Genomic DNA, 19,526 nt, shown 5'->3' on the forward strand with positions numbered 1-19,526 from the left:
ACGATAGAGGCCATGCGAGGAATCGACGCCAACACCGGCAAATCACTGGATGGGCTCGCCCATCTGCACCAGTCCGTGCGTGACATTCTCACCACGCCCCTTGGCTCCCGCGTACTGCGCCGCGAATACGGCTCGCGCGTGTTCGAACTGATCGATGCGCCGACCAACCGCTCGCTGCGCATGGACCTGATCGCGGCCACCGTCGACGCGCTCGCGCGATGGGAACCGCGTCTCCACGTCGAGAACATCGACGTCTCCCTCCCCGCCCCCGGCGTGATGATCCTGGCAGTGACCGGAATCCACCTGCCCGACGGCGAGGCCATCACCATCGAAGGAATCGAGGTTCGCTAACCGTGGCATCCGGCTCGTTCACCAGTGTCAATCTGTCCCAGCTGCCTGCCCCGGCGGTCATCGAAGTGCTCGATTTCGAAGCCATGTTCGATGAATCGCTGACCGCGCTGCAGGCCCTGGATCCCACCTTCGACGCGCTGCTGCCGTCGGACCCGGCCTTCAAGATCCTCGAGGTCTGCACCTACCTGCGCCTGCTCGATCGCCAGCGGGTCAACGATGCAGCACGTGGCGTGATGCTGGCCTATGCCGTCGGCAACGATCTGGACCATCTGGCTGCGATCTTCGGCATCGCCCGCCAGGTGCTGGACCCCGGCAAGCCGCAGCAAGGCATCGCACCGCGTTACGAAAGTGACGAGGATTTCCGACGCCGCATCCAGCTGGGGCCGGAAGGCTTCAGTGTGGCTGGGCCGGAGGGTGCCTACATCTTCCACGCGCTGAGCGCCGACGCCCGTGTGCTGGACGCCAGCGCAACCAGTCCCTCCCCTGGCGAGGTAGTGGTTTCTGTGCTCTCACGCGAAGGCGACGGCACCGCTTCCCAGGGTCTGCTCGATATCGTCGACGCAAAGCTGAGTGCGGATGACGTGCGACCACTGACCGATCACGTAGTGGTTAAACCCGCTGCCATCATCAACTACACGGTCGACGCCGCACTTTTCACTTTTGCCGGCCCGGATTCGCAGGTGGTGCTGGCCGAAGCGCGCACCCGCCTTGACCGCTACATCAGCGAATCGCATCGGCTCGGCCGCGACGTCACCCGTTCGGGATTGTTCGCCGCACTGCATGCCGAGGGCGTGCAGCGCGTGGAGATCACCAACCCGGCCAAAGACATCGTGGTTGATCGTACCCAGGCCACGCACTGCACCAGCATCACGCTGACCCATGGCGGCAATGATGAGTGACGCTACCACCCGCCTGATCGGCGCGCGTCTGAGCGGTGCCATCGATGGGCGAAACCGTACCTTCCGTCACCCCGGTGGTGCACTGGCAACCCTGCAGGCGGTGTACCGCACCGACCAGCAAGGACGGCAGCGGTTGCGCGATGTTGCCATCAGCGGCGCCACGGTCATCCTGTCGGCCGCCCCGGCACCCGGCACGCTGATCGAAGGCGATGCGCAGATCGCGGTTCCGCGTGCTCCCAACCTGCTGCCCCCCAATGCCACCCATGCCGAACGTGGACTGGCGCGCGCCATCGTCGCCCGTCCGCTGCCGGTAGACATCACCGCACTGTGGGACGCCGACCGCTGTCCGACCGCATTGCTGCCCTGGCTGGCCTGGGCCTTGTCCGTTGACGAATGGAAAGCGTATTGGCCGGAGACGGTGAAGCGTGCACGCGTACGCGCCGCGATCGCCATCCAGCGCCGCAAGGGCACCTGGGGCAGCGTGCGCGACGTGGTCGCCGCTTTTGGTGGCTCGATCCTGATCCGCGAATGGTGGGAGATGCAGCCGCAGGGTGCACCGCACACCTTCGAAGCGGTGATGACCATCGCCAACCAGGGCGGCGAGACCGCCACCGCCAAGTTCGTCGACGACGTGATCGGCGAGATCAGCCGGACCAAGCCGGTGCGATCGCACTTCACCTTCACCCAGGGCATGCAGGCCAGCGCCGGTATCGGTGCACTTGTCGGTGCCCAGGGCACCACCTTCCGCCGCATCCAACTGATCGGAGAGTAAACCCCGCATGCGCTTGAAAATCACCGACGCCGGCTTTGCCAAGCTGGTCAATCCACCCAACACCGGCACCAATGCCGTGCTGATCACCGAGATCGGCCTGACGTCCACGGCATTCACGCCGACGGCGGGGCTGACCGCCCTGCCCGGCGAGATCAAGCGGGTCACCACTTTCGGCGGCAAGGCCGTGGGAGATGACACGCTGCACGTCACGATCCGCGACGACAGCGCTACCGCCTACAGCCTGCGCGGCTTCGGCCTGTACCTGGGCGACGGCACGTTGTTTGCAACCTTCGGCCAGACCGATCCCATCATGGAGAAGACCGCAGCCTCGATGCTGCTGCTCTCCACCGATACCCGCTTCAGTGAAGTCGATACCGCGCTGATCCAATTCGGCAATGCCGAATTCATCTATCCCCCTTCCACCACCGAAGTGCAGGGCGTGGTCGAGTTGGCCACTACGACCGAGACCGAAGATGGTGCAGACACCCAGCGTGCGGTGACACCGCGCGGGCTGCGTGCCTTCATCGACAAGCGCTTTGGTGCCAGCGCCCCCACCCAGTTCGTGCGCACGCTGCTGTCGATCGCAACCGATGCCGCGTTCCGTTCCGCCCTGGGGCTGAAATCGGCAGCGTTGAAGGACGAGGGCGCCGACAAGGGCCTGGATGCCGATCTGCTCGATGGCAGGCACGGCAACCATTACCTGGACTGGCGCAACATGACCGGCGTGCCATCCAGCGTGCACGTGCCCGGACAGGTGATTCTGTTCGCCGGTGCCACTGCGCCCAACGGCATGCTGCTGTGCAATGGCGCCGCTGTTCCGCGTGCCAGCTATCCGGCACTGTTCGCCGCCATCGGTACCCGCTACGGCGCCGGTGATGGCGCGACCACCTTCAACCTCCCGGCAATGCAGGAAGGCACGGTGGTCACGCACACGCTGAACCCGGAAGCGGTCGGCAGCTTCACCCAGGGTGAAGTGATCCGCCATGCCCACGGTGCAAGCGCGGCAACGGCAGGCAACCACAGCCACGCCATTTCCGTGGGCGCAGGCGGCGCGCACTCCCACGGTGCCAGCGCCAGTGCCGTCGGTGACCACGCGCACGGTGCATGGACCGACTCGCAGGGCCACCATGCGCATACCGGCGGCACCTCGTGGGCCGGCGACCACCAGCATGGAGGCGTTGTTCCCTCCAATCCTGCCCTCAACGGCTACGGCGTCTATCGCGAACGCGACAACGATGCGCTGTATCCGGACGGCGCCACAGCACCCGCCGGCGGTCATGCCCATAGCTTCAGCACCGACGGCGCAGGCGCACATGGCCACAACATCGGCATGAATGGCGCCGGCGGCCACTCGCACACCATTTCCATCGCCCAGGTCGGTGACCACGGCCATGCCGCCTCGGCCGCCGATGCCGGTGCACACACCCACACCATCGTGGTGGAGAACACCGGTGGCGACCGCAACCTGCCTGCCGGCCTGCGGATGATCTATTGCATCGCGTACTGAGGACATGAGCTTGCCTACTGAACCGCGCTTCGCGCACTCCTACGATCCCGATACCCGCGCCTACATGGGCAAGGTCCGCCTGCAGCCTTCCCCGGACGGTACCTGGAACCTGCCCGACTTCACCGTGGACGTCACGCCTCGCCAAACTGCCGGCGAATACCAGGCACTGCGCCTGGCCGATGACGGCTCACGCTGGGAAACGGTGGCCGATTTCCGTAACCACATGCTGTGGGACACACGCACCGCGATGGCGATACCCAATCGCCTTGCGCTGGGCGAGCCGTTGCCCAAGGACGTAACCCTGTCCGAGCCATTCAAGCTGGATGGCACCACCGCGCAATACAACGCGTGGAATGCCAGCCGCCGCGAATGGACATTGCTGCCGGACTACAGCACGCGACCGCTGTGGAACAAGCACGATGCCAGCTTCGCTACTCCCGTCTCCCGTGGGGTCGCGCTGCCGTCATCGGTCACCGATCTGGCACCGCCTGCGGATCGCAGCTACCCGGTCACCTTCGATGAAACCCGTGCCGCCTGGGTGATGGTCACTGCACCCGAACCCGACCCGGCCGCGCAGCCGCAACCCTGACGTCGGGCCACGGCTGCAATTAATCCAGCCGCGGCCAGATACGAACATGTACCCATGCGGCGCAGATCGCGACCGCAGCACCCACCCAACCAAGGAAAAAACAACGCATGGCCGATTTTCTGCATGGCGTGCAGGTCGTCAACATCGATGGTGGTTCCCGCTCGATCGCTGTTGCCTCGACCAGCGTCATCGGCATTGTGGGCACCGCGCCCCGCGCCGACAAGATCGCCTTCCCGTACAACACTCCGGTCCTGGTGACCTCGCGTTCGCAGGCAGCCAAGCTGCTCGCCAACGCCGCAACCGAAGTCGATGAGGGCACCCTCCCGGGCCAGCTCGACGCCATCTTCGATCAGTCCAACGCGGTCGTCGTCGTCATCCGCGTCGAGAAGGGCGCCACCGAGAACGACACCCTGGCCAACGTGCTGGGCGGCGTGAACGCGCAGACCGGTGCCTACACCGGCGTGCATGCACTGCTGGCGGCAAAGTCGGTAGTGGGCGTCAAGCCACGCATCCTGGCGGTGCCGGGCTTCACCCACACCCACGAAAAGCGCGACACCGAACTGCTGGCCAACCCGGTCGTGGCCGAACTGCTCGGCATCGCCGACAAGCTGCGCGCGGTGATCATCAAGGATGGCCCGAACAGCACCGACGACGCTGCCAAGAGCACCACCGCCCTGACCGGTTCCAAGCGCGTCTACGTGGTCGACCCGGCGCTGCTGGTGCAGTCCGGTGATGCCATCGTCACCCGTTACGCCTCCGGTGCCGTGGCCGGCGCCATCGCCCGCAGTGACAACGAACGCGGCTGGTGGGCATCGCCGTCGAACCTGGAGCTCAACGGCGTGGTCGGTACCGCGCGTGCGATCGACTTCGGCCTGTCCGACGCGACCAGCCGCGCCAACCTGCTGAACCAGTCGAACGTGGCAACCATCATCCGCGAAGGTGGCTTCCGCCTGTGGGGCAACCGTACCGCCAGCAGCGACCAGAAGTGGCAGTTCCTGTGCGTGGTGCGCACGGCCGACATCATTGCTGACAGCCTCGAGGCCGCCCATCTGTGGGCCGTCGACCGCGGCATCAGCAAGACCTACGTCGACGACGTGCGCGAGGGCGTCAACGCCTTCCTGCGCGGCCTGAAGACCCAGGGCGCGATCCTCGGCGGCAACTGCTGGATCGACCCGGAACTGAACGCAGCGGACAGCGTGGCCCAGGGCCGCTTCTTCTGGGACTTCGACTTCACCCCGACCTACCCGGGTGAGCAGCTGACGTTCCGCATGCACATGAACAACAACTACGTCTCGGAGATCTTCTAAGCATGGCGCGCAAGATCCGCAAAAACTTCAACTTCTACGTCGACGGCAAGGGCTATGCCGGCAGCGTGATGTCTTTCACCGCACCGAAGCTGTCGCTGAAGACCGAGGACTTCCAGGCCGGCGGCATGCTCGCCCCGACCGAGATCGTGCTCGGCCATGAAAAGCTGACCGCCGATGTCGAGTTTGCCTCCGACGACGCGGAAATCATGAGCAAGTTCCACGTCGTTGAAAGCAAGGAATACGGCTTCACCGCCCGCGAGGCGCTGGAAGGCGATGACGGCGAAGTGACCCAGGTCGTGCACAACATGCGCGGCAAGGTGAAGCTGCTGGACCGCGGCGAAACCAAGGTTGGCGAGAAGGGCACGATCAAGGTCAACCTGGCGTTGAGCTACTACAAGCTGACCCATGGCGCCCAGGTCGTGCAGGAGATCGACGTGGTCAACATGATCGCCCGCCAGGGTGGCGTGGACGTGCTGGCCGGCATCCGCGGCGCGCTGGGCATCTGAGCCCGCACCACAACGAGAAACCCGGGGGCGCCTCGCGCCCCCGCATCCATCGCACTGCATCGAATTCCAGGAACGCATCCATGTCCAGCAAGACCAAGACCCCCACCGACACCGTCATCGAGCGCGATGGCTTTGCCGAGGTTACCCTCACCCGCCCACGCCAGGTCAACGGCATGGAGACCGCCGTGCTGCGCATGCGCGAACCGACCGTGGAAGACATGGAGCGCTACCAGGACGACAAGGGCAGTGATGCACAGCGCGAGGTACGGATGATCGCCAACCTGTGCGAGATCTCGCCGGATGACGTGCGCAAGATGCCGTTGCGCGACTATGCCCGACTGCAGGCAGGCGTCGCGCTTTTTACCACCTGACCCTGCCACAGATCAGGCAGGGAGTGCTCGCCCTGGCCGGTCATACCGGCTGGGGCCTGCGCGAGATCATGACACTGCGGGTGTCGAAGTTCATCTGGTGGATTCAGGGATTGCCGGTACATGGCCAATAACGTTCAAACGACAACGATCACGATCGGCGGCTCGGTATCCAAGTCGCTGAAGGACGCATTGTCCTTCGCCAACGATGGCGTGAAGCGCCTCGGCGATGAAGCCGGCAAGCTGGAGCTCAAGCTCGCCGCGATGCAGAAGTCAGGCACCGCCTACACCCGCATGCGCGCGCAGGCCGATGCGCTGCGCGCCTCACAGGAAGCGCTGGAGCGTGTTGAAGCCAAGCGCACCGCCAACCTGGAGAAACGCGAGAAGCTCGGCGCCTCGTTCAAGGCAGCACGCGGCACACTCGGCACCGCCGTCACCGCACTGGCCAAGCCGGTCGAGAACGCCTCCGGCTTCGCCCGTCAGAACCAGCAGATCGGCGTAGCGGCCAACCTCAGCCGCGCCCAGGTCAGCGCACTTGGCCAGGCGATCCTGGAACAATCGCGCGCGACCAACCAGGGGGCCGACGATCTGCAGCGCTCGATCAAGCTGATGGTCGCTGCCGGCATGGATGCGCAGTCCGCGCAGGCCAGCCTGGGTGCTGTCGGGCGCACGACCACTGTTACTGGTGCCAGCATCGATGACGTTGCCAAGGCGGCCGCAAGCCTGCAGCGCTCGTTCGACATCGATCCTGCACGCATGCAGAACGCACTGGACGTGCTGGTGGTGAACAGCCAGCAGGGCAGCCTGGGCCTGAAGGACATGGCCGAGGTGCTGCCAACACTCGGCTCGTCGTTCGAGGCAATGAAGCTGCAGGGCACGTCGGCCGCGGCAACACTGGGTGCGGCACTGGAGGCCACGCTGGACTCGGCTGGTGGCGCCGACAAGGCCGCCAGCAACATGAAGAGCTTCATGTCCGAGGTGCTCTCGCCGGACATTCAGGAGAAAGCCAAGAAGAGCCTGAACCTGGATCTGCGCAAGATCATCGGCGATGCACAGACCAGCGGCGGCAATCCCTTCGATGCCGCGATGCAGGGGATCATCCAGGCGACCGCGGGCGACCAGAAGAAGATCGGCACCCTGTTCAGCGATGCACAGGCGAAGAACTTCGTCCAGCCGATGATCGAGAACTGGGATACCTACATCCGCGTCCGCGACAAGGCCTTGAATGGATCGGCGGGTACCACCGATGCGGCGTATGCCGATGCGATGCAGACCGATCCGCAGAAAATCGAAGGCGCCAAGATCGCCGTGGACAACCTGTCCAAGGCCTTCGGTGCGGCCCTGCTGCCTGCAGTTGGCGAGGCCGCGGTCAAGCTGACCGAACTGTTGAACGGGGTCACCTCGTTCGTGCAGGAAAACCCGAAGCTGATCGCCAACACCACGCAGATCGTGGTCGGCATGCTGGGCATGCGCACGGCGGTGCTCGGCGCACGCTATGCCTGGACCTTCCTGCAGGGCCCGATCCTGGGCGTGCAGAAGGCCTTCCAGCTGTTCCGGGGTGGCAGCCTGCTGGCACAGATGGGGCGCTTCGGGCCGATGGCCATGCGCCTGGCGTCGGGCTTCCGTGTGGTTGCCACTGCGGTGGCGGCCATCGGTGGCGGGCCGATCACGATCGCCATCGCAGCGATCACCGCAGGCGCCATCCTGGTGCGCAAGTACTGGGAGCCGATCAAGGCATTCCTGGGCGGCGTCTGGGACGGCCTGAGCGGTGCAGGCACCGTGGCGATGGGTGAACTGATGCGCGCGGTTGAACCACTGCGCCCCGCCTGGGAAGTCATGAGCGGGCTGATCGGCCAGGCGTGGGACTGGCTGTCGAAGATGCTTGCACCTGCACAGTACACCGGCAACGAACTGTCACGCGTTGCCCAGATCGGCAGCTTCCTCGGTACCGTTCTGATGGAAGGCCTGAGAATGAACATCCAGCTCATCAGCGGCTTGGTGCAGTACGTCGTCTGGATGGGCAACGTGTACACGACCGTCGCGAGCGGGATCGGCAGCGTAATGAGCATGATGTGGACCGCGATCAAGTCCGGTGCCGAATCCCTGTTCAACTGGCTCGTTCCGAAGCTGGATTTCCTCATGCCCTACGTCGAGAAGCTGATGGGGTTCGTCGAAGGAGGCATTGGCAAGGTAAGTGCACTGGTCGGTAAGGGCCTGGACTTCGGGAAGGAGATGCTTGCCGGTGGTGCAGTAGCGATCGGCAACGGCATGGTGGGGTACACCAACATGCGGGCCGGCGGCCGAGGTGGCCTGGATGACGCCGTGGGCCTGGTCGGCGACGTCGCCACGCTGGACGGGCCGGGGGTGCGCAAGCGATGGGGAGGCATCAGCGAGGCCGCTCGGGGTCGTACCGCACCCGACATGCCATCGCCCTCCCCGCGCGGTGTCACCACCGTGCAGCAGCAACAGACCAACAACATCACCATCCACCAGCAACCCGGTGAATCCAGCGAATCGGTGGCACGTCGCACGGCCGACGAACTGCAGCGCCGCAACGCGGTTGCTGCCCGTGGTGGCCTGGCAGACAGGAACTAAGCATGAAGCGCGAGTTCGTAACCGCATCCATCGACAAGCTGTTGTCCAGTTTCCAGAGCAACGACTCCGGCAACGCCCCGGTGCTGCTGATGCTGGGCGGCTTCAAGTTCAGCCTCAACACCGCCGTGTTCCAGGAAATCCAGCAGAGCAACGAATATGGCTGGGCAGCCCAGGAGCGCATCGGGCAGATGGCCGCCCTGCAGTACACCGGCCCTGGCAAGGCCAGCATGACGCTGCCCGGCATCATCCACTATCAGTTCCGGGGTGCCGGCAATGAGCTCTCGCAGCTGCGCAAGCTGGCGGCACAGGGCAAGCCCCAGCGGCTGCTGACCGGCAAGGGCGGAAACCTGGGCCTGTGGGTCATCGACAAGATCGATGCCACCGCCTCCGGATTTACCGTCGATGCGGGAATCCAGCGGCAAGAATTCACCCTCTCCCTGTGGAAGTACAGCGATGGCACGAACGTATAACACCCGCGACGGCGACGTCGTTGACCGCATCGCGCATGCGCACTATGGCGAACAATCACCGGCCATCCTGCGCGCGGTGTTCGACGCCAACCCGGCCCTGGCCGCGCGCGGTGCGGTACTGCCTGCGGGCATTGCGATCATCCTGCCGGACGTGCAGCGCCCCGCCGGCGAACGCAAGGGAGTGGCCCTGTGGGATTGAACATCGCACCGGCATTTCGCGTAGTGGCCAACAGCCAGGACATCACCGACAAGATCATGTCGCGCTTCAAGTCGCTGCGCATCACCGACGAGACCGACAACAACTCGGACATGCTGGAGCTGCAGCTGGCCGACCATGATCCATCCGATCCGATCCAGCTGCCGCCGGCAGGCGCGGAGCTGGAGGCCTTCATCGGCTATGACGGCGAAGTGCGGCGCATGGGCCTGTACATCTGCGATGAGGTGGAGATTTCCGGCTACCCGGGCAGCATGACCCTGCGCGCGCGCGCCGCGCCGTTCGAGGCCAGCAAGGGTGGCAAGAATGAGCTGCAGACACAGAAGACGCGCACCTGGAAGAAGGGCACGACGATCGGTGGCATGGTGCAGCGCATGGCCGCCGAGCACGGACTGAGCGCCGCCGTGAGTGGATCGCTTGCGTCCATCGTGCTTCCGCTGACGGTGCAGTCGCAGGAATCGGACATGAACCTGCTGCTGCGCCTGGCCAAGCAGCACGATGCCATCGCCAAGCCGGGCGGCGGCCGCCTGATGTTCGTCAAACGGGGCGACTCCACCAGTGCCAGCGGTGAGCGCATTCCCGACGTCACCCTCACCCCCGCCGATGGCAGCAGCTACAAAGTGAGCATCGTCTCACGCGAGAAAACCGGCACCACCATTGCCTACTACCGCGATGTACGTGGTGCCACGCGCCAGGAGGTGAAGTTGGGCAGCGGTGAACCGATCGTGCGCCTGCGCATGGCCTACGCCGACCGCGAAGCCGCCGAAGCCGCAGCGCGCGCCAAGCATCAGGAACAAGCCCGGCAGACGCGTACGCTCAGCTACACCCTGCCCGGCCGCGAGACGCTGATGGCCGAAGCAACGGTGGTGATGCAGGGCTTCCGCGATGGCGTGGATGGGCAGTGGCTGGTCAAGCGCGCCGAGCACAACATCAGCCACGACGGCTACGTGACCAGCATCGAGTGCGAACAACCCAACAGTGCCGATGCAGTGAAGGCGGCCAGCAGCGCGCCAGCGACCGAAGGCGAGCAGATTGGCAGCGAGGTGTAGATCCAGGCGGGGTGCGAATACGGTACTCCCGATCCAGTTGCTGCAACACTGCTACGACCTGCCGGCGCTACTCCGTGTATCGCACTGCGTGCACTTTGGCTTGCTCAGGCATGTAGGTGAAGCGATAGGTCATCACCACGACATTGGTGCGGGACCACAGCCAGCGTCTTCTTTCGTCGCGCACCACCAGCACACCGTCAGCCGGTCGGGATATCCGCACGGTGGGAATATCTTCGAAGGCTGCCTTGACGTTCAACAGGCCCATCCGGGGCGGCAGCTGCTGTTTCACAAAGCCACTGATGTCCTGCTTCTGAGCACCCTCCGGCGGCGGCATCCTGTGAATGCTGTCCAGCATCTGCTCTGCCTTCATCTGAAACGTCACGATGGGCGGCGCAGTTCGCATGGGGTTGGCTGCCGAGCCTCTGCAGGGCGCCAGCACGCCCCACAGAGCCAAGGTAATGCCCAACGTCCGGAAGATCCTGTTCCCCATGTGACACTCCCTGCTGGCTTGACGGGCCCATGCGCCCAGGCTCGGTATCAGATCACATACTGCGCCTGGCCGTTCCCGAACGACCAGTTTTCCTTCTTCACTTCCACCAGGTTGATGAACACATCCTCGCGGCGGATGCCCACCGCCGCGTGCAGGCCCTCGGCGATGCCGGCGTACAGCGCCTTCTTCTGCTCCAATGTGCGCCCTTCGTTCCAGGTGATCTGGATGCAGATGAAATCGTCGGTGCGGTCCACGCCCAGGTAGCCGGGATCGTAGATCAGCGTGCCGGGCGCGTGTTCCTGGAAGATCTGGAAGCGATCATTTTCTGGCACGCCCACCGCGCGCATGGCCTGGTAGATGGCTTCACCCACGCGCTGCAGGTAGTCGGCGGATTTACCTTTGCGAAGATCGATGCGGGCGAGCGGCATGGTGGGGCTCCAGGGCCAGATGGGACGACAGTGAGCCGAGACTACGCTCGTCGGGAGGGGCGGCACAGCGCATGGATGGAACGTCTGCTTTCATGGATGGCACGTTTGTCTGGGCCCGCGCCGGGTGACGTGATTGCCATCTACCTGGGCTGTGTAGCGGCGCTGCTTCGTTCAGACAACGCGCGGATTGCCCCATGGATGGTGGAACCCCGTCATGGCTGGCGTTGTTGCAACTTTCCTCAATGACTTCCGTCTTTACGCGGATCGATGATCGCCTCGCCAAGGCAGCATGCCCTGGTCGGGATTGGCGTCTCGAATAAACGAACAGGCTCACAGGATGTTGCGATCCAGATCGCAGCAAAGAGAATGCACCGACTGCCTTCTATGGCGGGCGGTGCGTGGGGATCGCAAGATCCGCCGGGCCTTTTCTCCCTGTGAGCCTTTCTGCCTTGGTACGCCAACCCGCACCGTCCGCCACCTTCACTCCGAAGGTGGCCTTACGCCAGTGAGGGTTTCGCCATGACCAAACGAGCCGCATCGTTTCCACGCCTGTACGCCTTGATTGCCGACATCGCCATCCAGGTTCCCGACGACATCGCACGCGAGATCGAGTGCGCATTGGACGAGCAGAATCTGCCCGTGCAGTCACCCGCGTTTTTCGCGTGCCTCAATGCCATCAACAACGCCGAGGGCGAGGACGGGCAGCCGTGCAGCAGCCTCACCCTTGCCGCGAGAAATCACGCGTCGCTGCGCCGCTCGATGGCGGGGCTCACCGCAGTGCTCGATCTGCTGCAGGCCGCCGACCGCGCGCGCAACGAGGCCGGCCCGGATGAACAGCTGGGCGCCTTCCACACTGACGGGTTGATCGTGGCCGCACGGCAGCTGGTGCGCGAAGCCAACCATTGCCTGGAAGGCGGAACCGCCTGAGCGACTGGCCGCCACGTGGCTACAATCGCTCAGGGAATCGCAGGAGAACGCAATGGATGCCGAACACCTGGAGTACTTCAAGGCCGCACTGGAAGGCCGCGCAAGCGTGGGCTGGAACGTATGGTTCGCTGCCCACCAGCAGGCGCTGGCACAGCAGCTGAGCCGCCCTGCGCTGCTGCGCTTGAAGTTCAACACACTGGATGAAGCCGAACGCCTGCTCGCAGAGGCTGGCATCGTGCCCCGCAGTACGGCAGGCAAACGCTACGAAATGTACTGTGCCGCGTTCTCGCCAGACGTGGTGGACGCGAACGGTCGTCCGCTGCCAGCCATCTGGCGCGCGGCACACGGCGGTGCCATCGGCCTGCTGGCCGATGGCGAGCACGAAGCCGGCCAGGCCAAGCTGCTTTCGGAGTTCCGCCGCGCCCGCAAGCGCGGTCTGCCGCAGGCGCACGAATGGCTGGGCGATCTGTGCTTTGAAGGCGGGATGGAACTGAGCGGCGGCAATGCCGACGTGGGCCGGAGTCTGCTGGCGGTGGTGGTGCGGGCCGGCAGCGGCCACGACCTGCTGGATGCCACGGCGATGATCGCGCGCGAGCTGCTGGGGGATCTCGACTGAGGCAATGCGGCTGTGCCACATCACAGCCAACAAAAAAGCCTCCATTGCTGGAGGCTTTTTTTCGTTCTGCAACATGGTGGGCGGTACAGGGATCGAACCTGTGACCCTTGCCGTGTGAAGGCAATGCTCTACCGCTGAGCTAACCGCCCGGTGTGTTGCTGAGCCGCTCATTATAGGGGCTTTTCAGAGGCCGTCAACACTTTTTCACATAGGTGTTCACGGGCGTTTTCGGGGACTGCAGTCGAGCATGGCTCGACTCTACAGAGGAGCGGGGTCACAGGCGTTTCGGGGCATGCAGCCGAGCATGGCTCGGCTCTACAGGACCGCCCGGCGCGGCCTCACATCGTATGCGTCGGCTTGTCCGAGCCAGTCAGGCCAGCCAGCAGGGTCTCGATCTTGTGGCGCACGCCCTCGCCTTCGGCGCCATCGGCCAGCTGCACGCCGATGCCGGCGGTGCGGTTGCCCTGCGCGCCGGCCGGGGTCACCCAGATCACCTTGCCGGCCACCGGCAGGCGCTCGCTGGAATCGGGCAGGGTCAGCAGCAGGAACACCTCGTCGCCCAGAAAATAGCGCTTGGGTGTGGGCACGAAGATGCCGCCATTCTTCACGAACGGCATGTACGCGCTGTACAGCGCGGCTTTGTCCTTCACGGCCAGGGACAGGATGCCCTGGCGGGCGTTGCTGGCACTCATCGATTTCCCCTTGCGGCGGGCCGCTCGTTCACCTTGTTCCAGGCCAGCAGCAACTCGACCACGGCAAGGTCTGCGCGCACTGTGGTGCGCAGCAGGTCGCGGGTGCGGTTGGCCGCATCGAACCAGGCTGCAAGCTTGTGCAATCGCTCCGGCGTGGTCAAGGCATCGGTGCTGGCCTGGGCCAGCGCCAGGTCGGCGGCAAAGCGCAGGCGCAGCGCCGCATTGTCATCACCGCACCACCTCTGCGCCAGCTCTACCGCGCCGGTCTTGCCGGCCGCCAGCTGTTCCAGCTCGCGGCCTACCTCGCGGCGCAGGCTCAAGCCATCTTCGCGCAGCCAGTTGTCGGCCTGGCCGGGATGGCCGCGCGCAGCCTCCAGCGCTTCGCGCGCAGATGCGTCGCTATGGCCCTGCTGCTGCAGCCAAGCCAGCGCTTCGTGCTGCGGCGGCAGCTTGAATTCCAGGCGCTGGCAACGGCTGCGGATGGTCTGCGGCAGGCGCGCCGGGTCGCTGCTGATCAGCCACAGGTAACGGCCCGGCTGCGGTTCTTCCAGCGTCTTCAGCAGCGCGTTGGCCGCCGAACGGTTGATCGCATCGGCCGGGTCCACGATCACCACCTGCGCCACGCCGTACTGCGGGGTCAACGCCAGCTTGTCGGTGATCTCGCGCACCTGCTCGATGACGATCTCGGTACGCAGCTTGTCACCGCTCTTGTTCGGAATGAAGCTGACCAGCTGCAGGTCCGGATGGGTACCGGCGGCAATTAGTTGGCGCGTGCGCGTGGCATGCGCGACATCACCGCGCGCCAGCACGTGGTCGGCCAACGCCAGTGCCACCTCGCGCTTGCCCAGCCCGGCCGGGCCGCAGATCAACAGGCCATGGCCGAGCCGGTCAGCATCGAGCGCGGCCACGGTCTGATCGAACGCGCGCTGCTGCCAGGGCGAAAACGTGCTCATGCGCCCTCCCCGTCCCGCAGCCAGCGCTCGACACGCGCGACCACGTCGGCCGCCACGCGTTCCTGCACCTGGCCAGCGTCGATCAACGCGAAGCGCTGTGGGTCCTGCTGTGCGCGGCTGCGGAACACTTCGCGCACGCGCTGGAAGAAATCATCCTGTTCGCTCTCGATGCGGTCCGGCCACAGGTCGCGGCCATTGGCGCGTGCACGGCCTACTGCCACGTCCACGTCCAGCAGCAGGGTCAGGCCCGGCAGCAGACCCACCGCGCGTCGTTCCAGATCGGCAATCCACTGCGGATCGAGGCCGCGGCCACCGCCCTGGTAGGCATAGCTGGAATCGGTGAAGCGATCGCTCAGCACATAGGCGCCGCGCTGCAGTGCCGGCTGGATCACCTGGCGCACATGCTGCGCGCGTGCAGCGAACACCAGCAGCAGCTCGGCTTCGGCGCTGAGCGGTTCGGCGGCGATCTCGGCATCGGGCTTCAGCACCAGGCCGCGGATGCGCTCGGCCAGCGGTGTACCGCCCGGCTCGCGGGTCAGCACCACCTCGTGGCCGTGGCTGCGCAGGCAGTCACGGATGGCATTGATGGCGGTGGTCTTGCCCGCGCCCTCGCCGCCTTCCAGGCTGACGAAACGCGGGTGGCGAAGCAGCGCGGGACTCATTGCGCCGGGGTCTCCTTGGTACGTTGCTGGCGCAGCTGCTGCAGGTAGCGGGCCACTGCGGCGTTGTGCTGGTCCAGGCTGGGCGAGAACACGTGCGCGCCACTGCCATCGCCCACGGCGACGAAGTACAGCGCGTCGCCCGACAGCGGCTGCGCGGCGGCCATCAGCGCGTCGCGGCTGGGCATGGCGATCGGGGTCGGGGTCAGGCCGGCACGGGTATAGGTGTTGTAGGGCGTATCGGTGGTCAGGTCGCGACGGCGGATGTTGCCGTCATACGCGGCGCCGATGCCGTAGATCACGGTCGGGTCGGTCTGCAGGCGCATGCCGATCTTCAGGCGGCGCATGAACACACCGGCAATCTGCGGACGCTCGCTGGCCAGCGCGGTTTCCTTCTCGATGATCGATGCCATCGTCAGCAGTTCGTACGGCGTGTTGATCGGCAGGTCAGGCGCGCGGCTTTCCCAGGCTTCATCCAGCGCCTTTTCCATCGCGGCGTGGGCACGCTTGAGCACGTCCAGATCGCTGTCGCCGCGCTGGTAAACGTAGGTCTCCGGCAGGAAGCGGCCTTCCGGATGCTGGCCACCGAAACCGAGACGCTGCATCAGCGCGGCGTCATCAAGATTGTCGGTGGTGTGCAGCAGTGGCTCGGCGCGCTTGAGCGCGGCACGCAGCTGGCGGATGTTCCAGCCTTCGATGATGGTGACGCGGTGCTGCAGCACCTTGCCGGCGCGCATGCGCAGCAGCAGCTCGCGCGGGGTCAGGTCGCCGCTGAGCGCGTACTCACCCACCTTCAGCTTGCCGGCGGCATCCAGCTGGCGCGCCAACAGCTGCCACTGGGTGTCCTGGCCCTCGTCCACACCGGCGTCGCGCAGCTTGCGCAGCACCGTGTTCATGCCATCGCCGCTGGCGATGACCATGCTCTCGGCGGACGGGGTGATCGGGGCGTCGGCGAACCGGGTCTGCTGGTAGAAGAACCACGCGCCCGCGCCGGCCACGACGGCGGCCAGCACCACCACCAGCGTTACCACGAACAGACACCCGCGCTTGGCTCCCGCCATGGACTACCTCTGAACTCGATTCCGTCGTGCAGGATACCGTGCCGGTGGATTGGGGTCATGACCGGGGTGGCGCCTGCGTGCCGACCAAGGTCGGCACCCACCACAATCCATGCCTGGCGCGGCCATCAGTAGATCCACGCCATGCGTGGATGAACGGCCATGGAGGACTCCGTGCCGACCAACGGTCGGCACCCACCAACATTCCTGCCCGGCCGGCCGTCAGCCCTGCTGGCCCAGCGCGCGCAGCAGGCCGCGGGCCTTGGCGCGGGTCTCGTCCAGTTCCTTGTCCGGGTCCGAGTCGACCACGATGCCGGCGCCGGTGCGGAAGCTCACCTCATGCCCGTCCACTTCGGCGGTACGGATCAGGATGTTCAGGTCCAGGTCGCCATCGCGGTTCAGCCAGCCGAACGCGCCGGTATAGGCACCGCGCGGCACCTGCTCCAGCTCGCTGATGATCTGCATGCAGCGCACCTTGGGGCAGCCGGTGATGGTGCCACCCGGGAACGTGGCGGCGATCACCTCGCCGGGCGTGACCTCCGGGCGCAGATGGCCGCTGACGTTGCTGACGATGTGGTGCACGTGGGCGTAGCTCTCCACGGTCATCAATTCATCGACCACCACGGTGCCGGGCAGGCAGATGCGGCCCAGGTCGTTGCGTTCCAGGTCGATCAGCATCACGTGCTCGGCACGCTCCTTGGGATGGCCGACCAGTTCCTGGATGCGCGCGGCATCATCGTCGCCTTCGAAGCGCGGGCGGGTGCCGGCAATCGGACGGGTCTGCGCGTGGCCGGCATGCACCGACACCAGCCGCTCAGGCGAGGAACTGACCACGTGGCGGCCGTGCGCGCTGAACAGGCCGGCGAACGGTGCCGGGTTGGCGCGGCGCAGCTGAGCGTACAGCGCCTGCGGGCTGACCGGTGCGGCAAACTGCGCGCTCCAGCGCCGCGACAGGTTCACCTGGAACACATCGCCGGCGCGCAGGTAGTCGATCACCCGGCGCACACCGTCGGTGAAGCCTTGCGGCACGTCCTCGCCGACCGACTGCGGCGGCTGCCAACCCTGCCCGGCTTCGGGCAGCGCGGCCGACGCCAGTTCCACCAGCACATCCAGCAGCGCAGCCTCACCGGCTTCGGCGATGACGAAGCTGGCGTCGTTGTGGTGATCGTGCAGCACCGCCGCCGGGCAGCGCAGGGCCAGCGCGGTCGGGCGGCCGTCCTCGCGCGCACGCGCCGGCAGCACCGGCTCGATCTGGCTGGCCACCTCGTAATCCAGCATCAACGCCCAGCCGCCGCGGAACGGCAGGCTGTGGCTGCCGTCATGCGGCAGGCGTTCGCGCTGCCAGGCGCGGTCCAGCACCTGCAGGAACGTGCCGGGCTGCACGGCGTCGTGCAAGTCACGCACCCGGCCATCGGCATCCAGCCGCAGACAATCGCCCTGCGCGGCCAGCAGCAGGCTCCAGCGGCCCTGGGCGGTGCCCGAGGCGGTGGATTCCATCAGCAGCGGGAAGCGCGCCGGGTCGTGCTGCTGCAGGGCCAGCAGGTCGATCGGATGCGGCAGCGGGTGGATCAACGGTGCGTGGGTCATGGCAGCCAGTTCGGGGGTTCAGATGCACGGAAGCCGCCTTGCGGCGGCTCCCTAGAACGTGGAGTCGAGCATGGCTCGACTCTACAACTCGGTCAGACGCGCTTGAAGATCAGCGTGCCGTTGGTGCCGCCGAAGCCGAAGCCATTGGACATCACCACGTCGACCTTGGCCTGGCGCGCTTCGTTGGGCACGTAGTCCAGGTCGCAGCCTTCGCCCGGCTGCTGCAGGTTGATGGTCGGCGGGATGACGTTGTCCTGCAGCGCCATCACCGAGAAGATCGCTTCCACGCCGCCGGCAGCGCCCAGCAGGTGGCCGGTCATCGACTTGGTGGAGCTGACCATCATCTTGTAGGCGTGGTCGCCGAATGCGGTCTTCATCGCCATGGTCTCGCCCAGGTCGCCCAGCGGCGTGGAGGTGCCGTGCGCGTTGAGGTAGCCCACCTGCTCCGGGGTCACGCCGGCGTCCTTCATGGCCATGACCATGCAGCGGGCGGCACCTTCGCCGTTCTCGCTCGGCGCGGTCATGTGGTACGCGTCGGAGCTGGCGCCGAAACCGGCCAGTTCGCAGTAGATCTTCGCGCCGCGCGCCTTGGCGCGCTCGTACTCTTCCAGGATCAGGATGCCGGCACCGTCGCCCAGCACGAAGCCGTCACGGTCCTTGTCCCACGGGCGCGAGGCCTGTTCCGGAGCGTCATTGCGGGTGCTCATGGCCTTCATCGCGCAGAAACCGCCCACCGCGGTAGGCGAGGAACCGCGCTCGGCACCACCGACCACCATCACGTCGGCATCGCCGTACTGGATCATGCGCATCGCGGTACCGATCGAATGGTTCGAGGTCGCGCACGCCGACACCGCCGAGAACGACGGGCCCTTCAGGCCGGTGATGATGCTCAGCTGGCCCGGCAGCATGTTGATGATGGTCTTGGGCACGTAGAAGGGCGAGATCTTCTTGCCCTCGTGGAACTCGATGGTCTGCTCTTCAATGCCGAGCAGGCCGCCGATGCCGGCGCCAACGATGGCGCCCATGCGATCGGCATTGGCTTCGGTGATCTCCAGGCCCGAATCATGCAGGGCCATGAACGAGGCACCGAGGCCGTAATGGATGAACGGGTCCATCTTCTTGGCATCCTTGCCGCTGACCCTGAATTTGCCGAACAGTTCGTTGTCGGCGGTGATGTCGAATCCTTTGACCTCACCTGCAATCTTGGTGGTGAACCGATCCAGATAGGCATCAGAAACGTTGGTCAGCGGACCGATGCCCGAACGACCATGGGTGATGCCTTCCCAGCTGCTGGCCAGATCATTGCCCAACGGCGAGACGATACCCAGGCCGGTTACGACGACGCGACGCTTCATTGCTGTTTCTCCTGACCCGGATGGTTTCTACGGGTAACTCGGTTTGCTTCGATGTGATGCCCAAACACACGGGGCCGCAACAGCGGCCCCATGGGGTGCGGTGCGCGGCGAGGATCAACCCGCACGCGCACTGC

General features: G+C 65.6%; 22 protein-coding genes and 1 tRNA gene. 14 read left to right on the forward strand and 9 right to left on the reverse strand.

Annotated elements, in window-relative coordinates; genetic code table 11:
• Positions 1–12 precede the first annotated feature (12 nt).
• The 12 genes from ACJ7C5_RS05180 (at position 13) to ACJ7C5_RS05235 (ending at position 10,627) form a co-directional block, all read left to right on the forward strand.
• Positions 13–351 carry a GPW/gp25 family protein gene (locus ACJ7C5_RS05180; protein WP_049444104.1) on the forward strand — a complete coding sequence of 113 codons (339 nt, stop codon included), beginning with the start codon at positions 13–15 and terminating at the stop codon, positions 349–351.
• Positions 352–353: 2 nt separating this feature from the next.
• Entirely contained in the window at positions 354–1,250 is an 897-nt protein-coding gene (locus ACJ7C5_RS05185; protein ID WP_049444103.1) for a baseplate assembly protein, read from the forward strand.
• Positions 1,243–2,022, forward strand: coding sequence for a phage tail protein I (locus ACJ7C5_RS05190; RefSeq protein ID WP_412703257.1), 780 nt, complete (start codon positions 1,243–1,245; stop codon positions 2,020–2,022). Before ACJ7C5_RS05185 ends, ACJ7C5_RS05190 begins: the two co-directional genes overlap by 8 nt.
• A gap of 7 nt (positions 2,023–2,029) precedes the next feature.
• Complete coding sequence (locus ACJ7C5_RS05195; RefSeq protein ID WP_412703258.1) at positions 2,030–3,529, forward strand: tail fiber protein; 1,500 nt, start codon at positions 2,030–2,032, stop codon at positions 3,527–3,529.
• 4 nt (positions 3,530–3,533) lie between these two features.
• On the forward strand, positions 3,534–4,118 hold the full coding sequence (locus ACJ7C5_RS05200; RefSeq protein WP_088024784.1) for a hypothetical protein: 585 nt from the start codon (positions 3,534–3,536) through the stop codon (positions 4,116–4,118).
• A 107-nt stretch (positions 4,119–4,225) separates the two neighbouring features.
• On the forward strand, positions 4,226–5,425 hold the full coding sequence (locus ACJ7C5_RS05205) for a phage tail sheath C-terminal domain-containing protein (protein ID WP_412703259.1): 1,200 nt from the start codon (positions 4,226–4,228) through the stop codon (positions 5,423–5,425).
• A 2-nt stretch (positions 5,426–5,427) separates the two neighbouring features.
• Complete coding sequence (locus ACJ7C5_RS05210; protein ID WP_088024779.1) at positions 5,428–5,931, forward strand: phage major tail tube protein; 504 nt, start codon at positions 5,428–5,430, stop codon at positions 5,929–5,931.
• 80 nt (positions 5,932–6,011) lie between these two features.
• Positions 6,012–6,302, forward strand: coding sequence for a phage tail assembly protein (locus ACJ7C5_RS05215; RefSeq protein ID WP_088024775.1), 291 nt, complete (start codon positions 6,012–6,014; stop codon positions 6,300–6,302).
• A 120-nt stretch (positions 6,303–6,422) separates the two neighbouring features.
• Positions 6,423–8,894 (forward strand): phage tail tape measure protein, encoded by a 2,472-nt coding sequence (locus tag ACJ7C5_RS05220; protein ID WP_412703260.1) that lies wholly within the window; start codon positions 6,423–6,425, stop codon positions 8,892–8,894.
• Positions 8,895–8,896: 2 nt separating this feature from the next.
• Positions 8,897–9,364, forward strand: coding sequence for a phage tail protein (locus ACJ7C5_RS05225; protein WP_412703261.1), 468 nt, complete (start codon positions 8,897–8,899; stop codon positions 9,362–9,364).
• Entirely contained in the window at positions 9,348–9,563 is a 216-nt protein-coding gene (locus tag ACJ7C5_RS05230; RefSeq protein WP_412703262.1) for a tail protein X, read from the forward strand. Before ACJ7C5_RS05225 ends, ACJ7C5_RS05230 begins: the two co-directional genes overlap by 17 nt.
• On the forward strand, positions 9,554–10,627 hold the full coding sequence (locus ACJ7C5_RS05235) for a phage late control D family protein (protein ID WP_094001998.1): 1,074 nt from the start codon (positions 9,554–9,556) through the stop codon (positions 10,625–10,627). The genes ACJ7C5_RS05230 and ACJ7C5_RS05235 overlap by 10 nt, the downstream gene beginning before the upstream one ends.
• Before the next feature lie 67 nt (positions 10,628–10,694).
• Here the strand turns inward: ACJ7C5_RS05235 and ACJ7C5_RS05240 are convergent, their stop codons facing one another.
• Together ACJ7C5_RS05240 and ACJ7C5_RS05245 are read right to left on the reverse strand one after the other, a co-directional pair.
• Positions 10,695–11,117 (reverse strand): hypothetical protein, encoded by a 423-nt coding sequence (locus ACJ7C5_RS05240; RefSeq protein WP_412703263.1) that lies wholly within the window; start codon positions 11,115–11,117, stop codon positions 10,695–10,697.
• A gap of 47 nt (positions 11,118–11,164) precedes the next feature.
• Complete coding sequence (locus ACJ7C5_RS05245; RefSeq protein WP_065722614.1) at positions 11,165–11,545, reverse strand: tautomerase family protein; 381 nt, start codon at positions 11,543–11,545, stop codon at positions 11,165–11,167.
• A 519-nt stretch (positions 11,546–12,064) separates the two neighbouring features.
• Here ACJ7C5_RS05245 and ACJ7C5_RS05250 point away from each other — a divergent pair.
• Together ACJ7C5_RS05250 and ACJ7C5_RS05255 are read left to right on the forward strand one after the other, a co-directional pair.
• Positions 12,065–12,472 carry a hypothetical protein gene (locus ACJ7C5_RS05250; protein ID WP_412703264.1) on the forward strand — a complete coding sequence of 136 codons (408 nt, stop codon included), beginning with the start codon at positions 12,065–12,067 and terminating at the stop codon, positions 12,470–12,472.
• 52 nt (positions 12,473–12,524) lie between these two features.
• On the forward strand, positions 12,525–13,088 hold the full coding sequence (locus ACJ7C5_RS05255; protein WP_412703265.1) for a hypothetical protein: 564 nt from the start codon (positions 12,525–12,527) through the stop codon (positions 13,086–13,088).
• A 74-nt stretch (positions 13,089–13,162) separates the two neighbouring features.
• Here the strand turns inward: ACJ7C5_RS05255 and ACJ7C5_RS05260 are convergent.
• The 7 genes from ACJ7C5_RS05260 to fabF all read right to left on the reverse strand — a co-directional run bounded on the left by ACJ7C5_RS05260 (position 13,163) and on the right by fabF (position 19,392).
• Positions 13,163–13,237 (reverse strand) — tRNA-Val (locus ACJ7C5_RS05260).
• Positions 13,238–13,426: 189 nt separating this feature from the next.
• Positions 13,427–13,780, reverse strand: coding sequence for a PilZ domain-containing protein (locus ACJ7C5_RS05265; protein ID WP_005412452.1), 354 nt, complete (start codon positions 13,778–13,780; stop codon positions 13,427–13,429).
• The gene (locus ACJ7C5_RS05270) at positions 13,777–14,733 is read right to left on the reverse strand and encodes a DNA polymerase III subunit delta' (RefSeq protein ID WP_412703266.1); all 957 of its coding nucleotides are present in this window, start codon (positions 14,731–14,733) and stop codon (positions 13,777–13,779) included. The genes ACJ7C5_RS05265 and ACJ7C5_RS05270 overlap by 4 nt, the downstream gene beginning before the upstream one ends.
• Complete coding sequence (tmk, locus tag ACJ7C5_RS05275) at positions 14,730–15,395, reverse strand: dTMP kinase (protein WP_088024753.1); 666 nt, start codon at positions 15,393–15,395, stop codon at positions 14,730–14,732. The genes ACJ7C5_RS05270 and tmk overlap by 4 nt, the downstream gene beginning before the upstream one ends.
• Positions 15,392–16,453, reverse strand: a complete 1,062-nt coding sequence (mltG, locus tag ACJ7C5_RS05280) for an endolytic transglycosylase MltG (RefSeq protein ID WP_088024751.1) — start codon at positions 16,451–16,453, stop codon at positions 15,392–15,394. Before mltG ends, tmk begins: the two co-directional genes overlap by 4 nt.
• A gap of 219 nt (positions 16,454–16,672) precedes the next feature.
• A complete protein-coding gene (locus ACJ7C5_RS05285; protein WP_412703267.1) occupies positions 16,673–18,037 on the reverse strand; it encodes an aminodeoxychorismate synthase component I in 1,365 nt (454 codons plus the stop codon).
• A 92-nt stretch (positions 18,038–18,129) separates the two neighbouring features.
• Positions 18,130–19,392 carry a beta-ketoacyl-ACP synthase II gene (fabF, locus tag ACJ7C5_RS05290; RefSeq protein WP_412703268.1) on the reverse strand — a complete coding sequence of 421 codons (1,263 nt, stop codon included), beginning with the start codon at positions 19,390–19,392 and terminating at the stop codon, positions 18,130–18,132.
• Between the last annotated feature and the right edge of the window lie 134 nt (positions 19,393–19,526).

The sequence above is a fragment of the Nocardiopsis yanglingensis genome, assembly GCF_045809185.1.
Lineage (GTDB): Bacteria > Pseudomonadota > Gammaproteobacteria > Xanthomonadales > Xanthomonadaceae > Stenotrophomonas > Stenotrophomonas yanglingensis.

Excerpts from the sequence above, each read along its gene's own strand:
- ACJ7C5_RS05230 (WP_412703262.1), top strand. The coding sequence starts at position 9,348 with ATGGCACGAACGTATAACACCCGCGACGGCGACGTCGTTGACCGCATC.
- ACJ7C5_RS05215 (WP_088024775.1), top strand. The coding sequence starts at position 6,012 with ATGTCCAGCAAGACCAAGACCCCCACCGACACCGTCATCGAGCGCGAT.
- ACJ7C5_RS05195 (WP_412703258.1), top strand. The coding sequence starts at position 2,030 with ATGCGCTTGAAAATCACCGACGCCGGCTTTGCCAAGCTGGTCAATCCA.
- mltG (WP_088024751.1), bottom strand. The coding sequence starts at position 16,453 with ATGGCGGGAGCCAAGCGCGGGTGTCTGTTCGTGGTAACGCTGGTGGTG.
- ACJ7C5_RS05250 (WP_412703264.1), top strand. The coding sequence starts at position 12,065 with ATGACCAAACGAGCCGCATCGTTTCCACGCCTGTACGCCTTGATTGCC.
- ACJ7C5_RS05200 (WP_088024784.1), top strand. The coding sequence starts at position 3,534 with ATGAGCTTGCCTACTGAACCGCGCTTCGCGCACTCCTACGATCCCGAT.
- ACJ7C5_RS05285 (WP_412703267.1), bottom strand. The coding sequence starts at position 18,037 with ATGACCCACGCACCGTTGATCCACCCGCTGCCGCATCCGATCGACCTG.
- fabF (WP_412703268.1), bottom strand. The coding sequence starts at position 19,392 with ATGAAGCGTCGCGTCGTCGTAACCGGCCTGGGTATCGTCTCGCCGTTG.
- ACJ7C5_RS05240 (WP_412703263.1), bottom strand. The coding sequence starts at position 11,117 with ATGGGGAACAGGATCTTCCGGACGTTGGGCATTACCTTGGCTCTGTGG.
- ACJ7C5_RS05220 (WP_412703260.1), top strand. The coding sequence starts at position 6,423 with ATGGCCAATAACGTTCAAACGACAACGATCACGATCGGCGGCTCGGTA.
- ACJ7C5_RS05245 (WP_065722614.1), bottom strand. The coding sequence starts at position 11,545 with ATGCCGCTCGCCCGCATCGATCTTCGCAAAGGTAAATCCGCCGACTAC.
- ACJ7C5_RS05255 (WP_412703265.1), top strand. The coding sequence starts at position 12,525 with ATGGATGCCGAACACCTGGAGTACTTCAAGGCCGCACTGGAAGGCCGC.
- ACJ7C5_RS05265 (WP_005412452.1), bottom strand. The coding sequence starts at position 13,780 with ATGAGTGCCAGCAACGCCCGCCAGGGCATCCTGTCCCTGGCCGTGAAG.
- ACJ7C5_RS05210 (WP_088024779.1), top strand. The coding sequence starts at position 5,428 with ATGGCGCGCAAGATCCGCAAAAACTTCAACTTCTACGTCGACGGCAAG.
- ACJ7C5_RS05190 (WP_412703257.1), top strand. The coding sequence starts at position 1,243 with ATGAGTGACGCTACCACCCGCCTGATCGGCGCGCGTCTGAGCGGTGCC.
- ACJ7C5_RS05225 (WP_412703261.1), top strand. The coding sequence starts at position 8,897 with ATGAAGCGCGAGTTCGTAACCGCATCCATCGACAAGCTGTTGTCCAGT.
- ACJ7C5_RS05205 (WP_412703259.1), top strand. The coding sequence starts at position 4,226 with ATGGCCGATTTTCTGCATGGCGTGCAGGTCGTCAACATCGATGGTGGT.
- tmk (WP_088024753.1), bottom strand. The coding sequence starts at position 15,395 with ATGAGTCCCGCGCTGCTTCGCCACCCGCGTTTCGTCAGCCTGGAAGGC.
- ACJ7C5_RS05270 (WP_412703266.1), bottom strand. The coding sequence starts at position 14,733 with ATGAGCACGTTTTCGCCCTGGCAGCAGCGCGCGTTCGATCAGACCGTG.
- ACJ7C5_RS05180 (WP_049444104.1), top strand. The coding sequence starts at position 13 with ATGCGAGGAATCGACGCCAACACCGGCAAATCACTGGATGGGCTCGCC.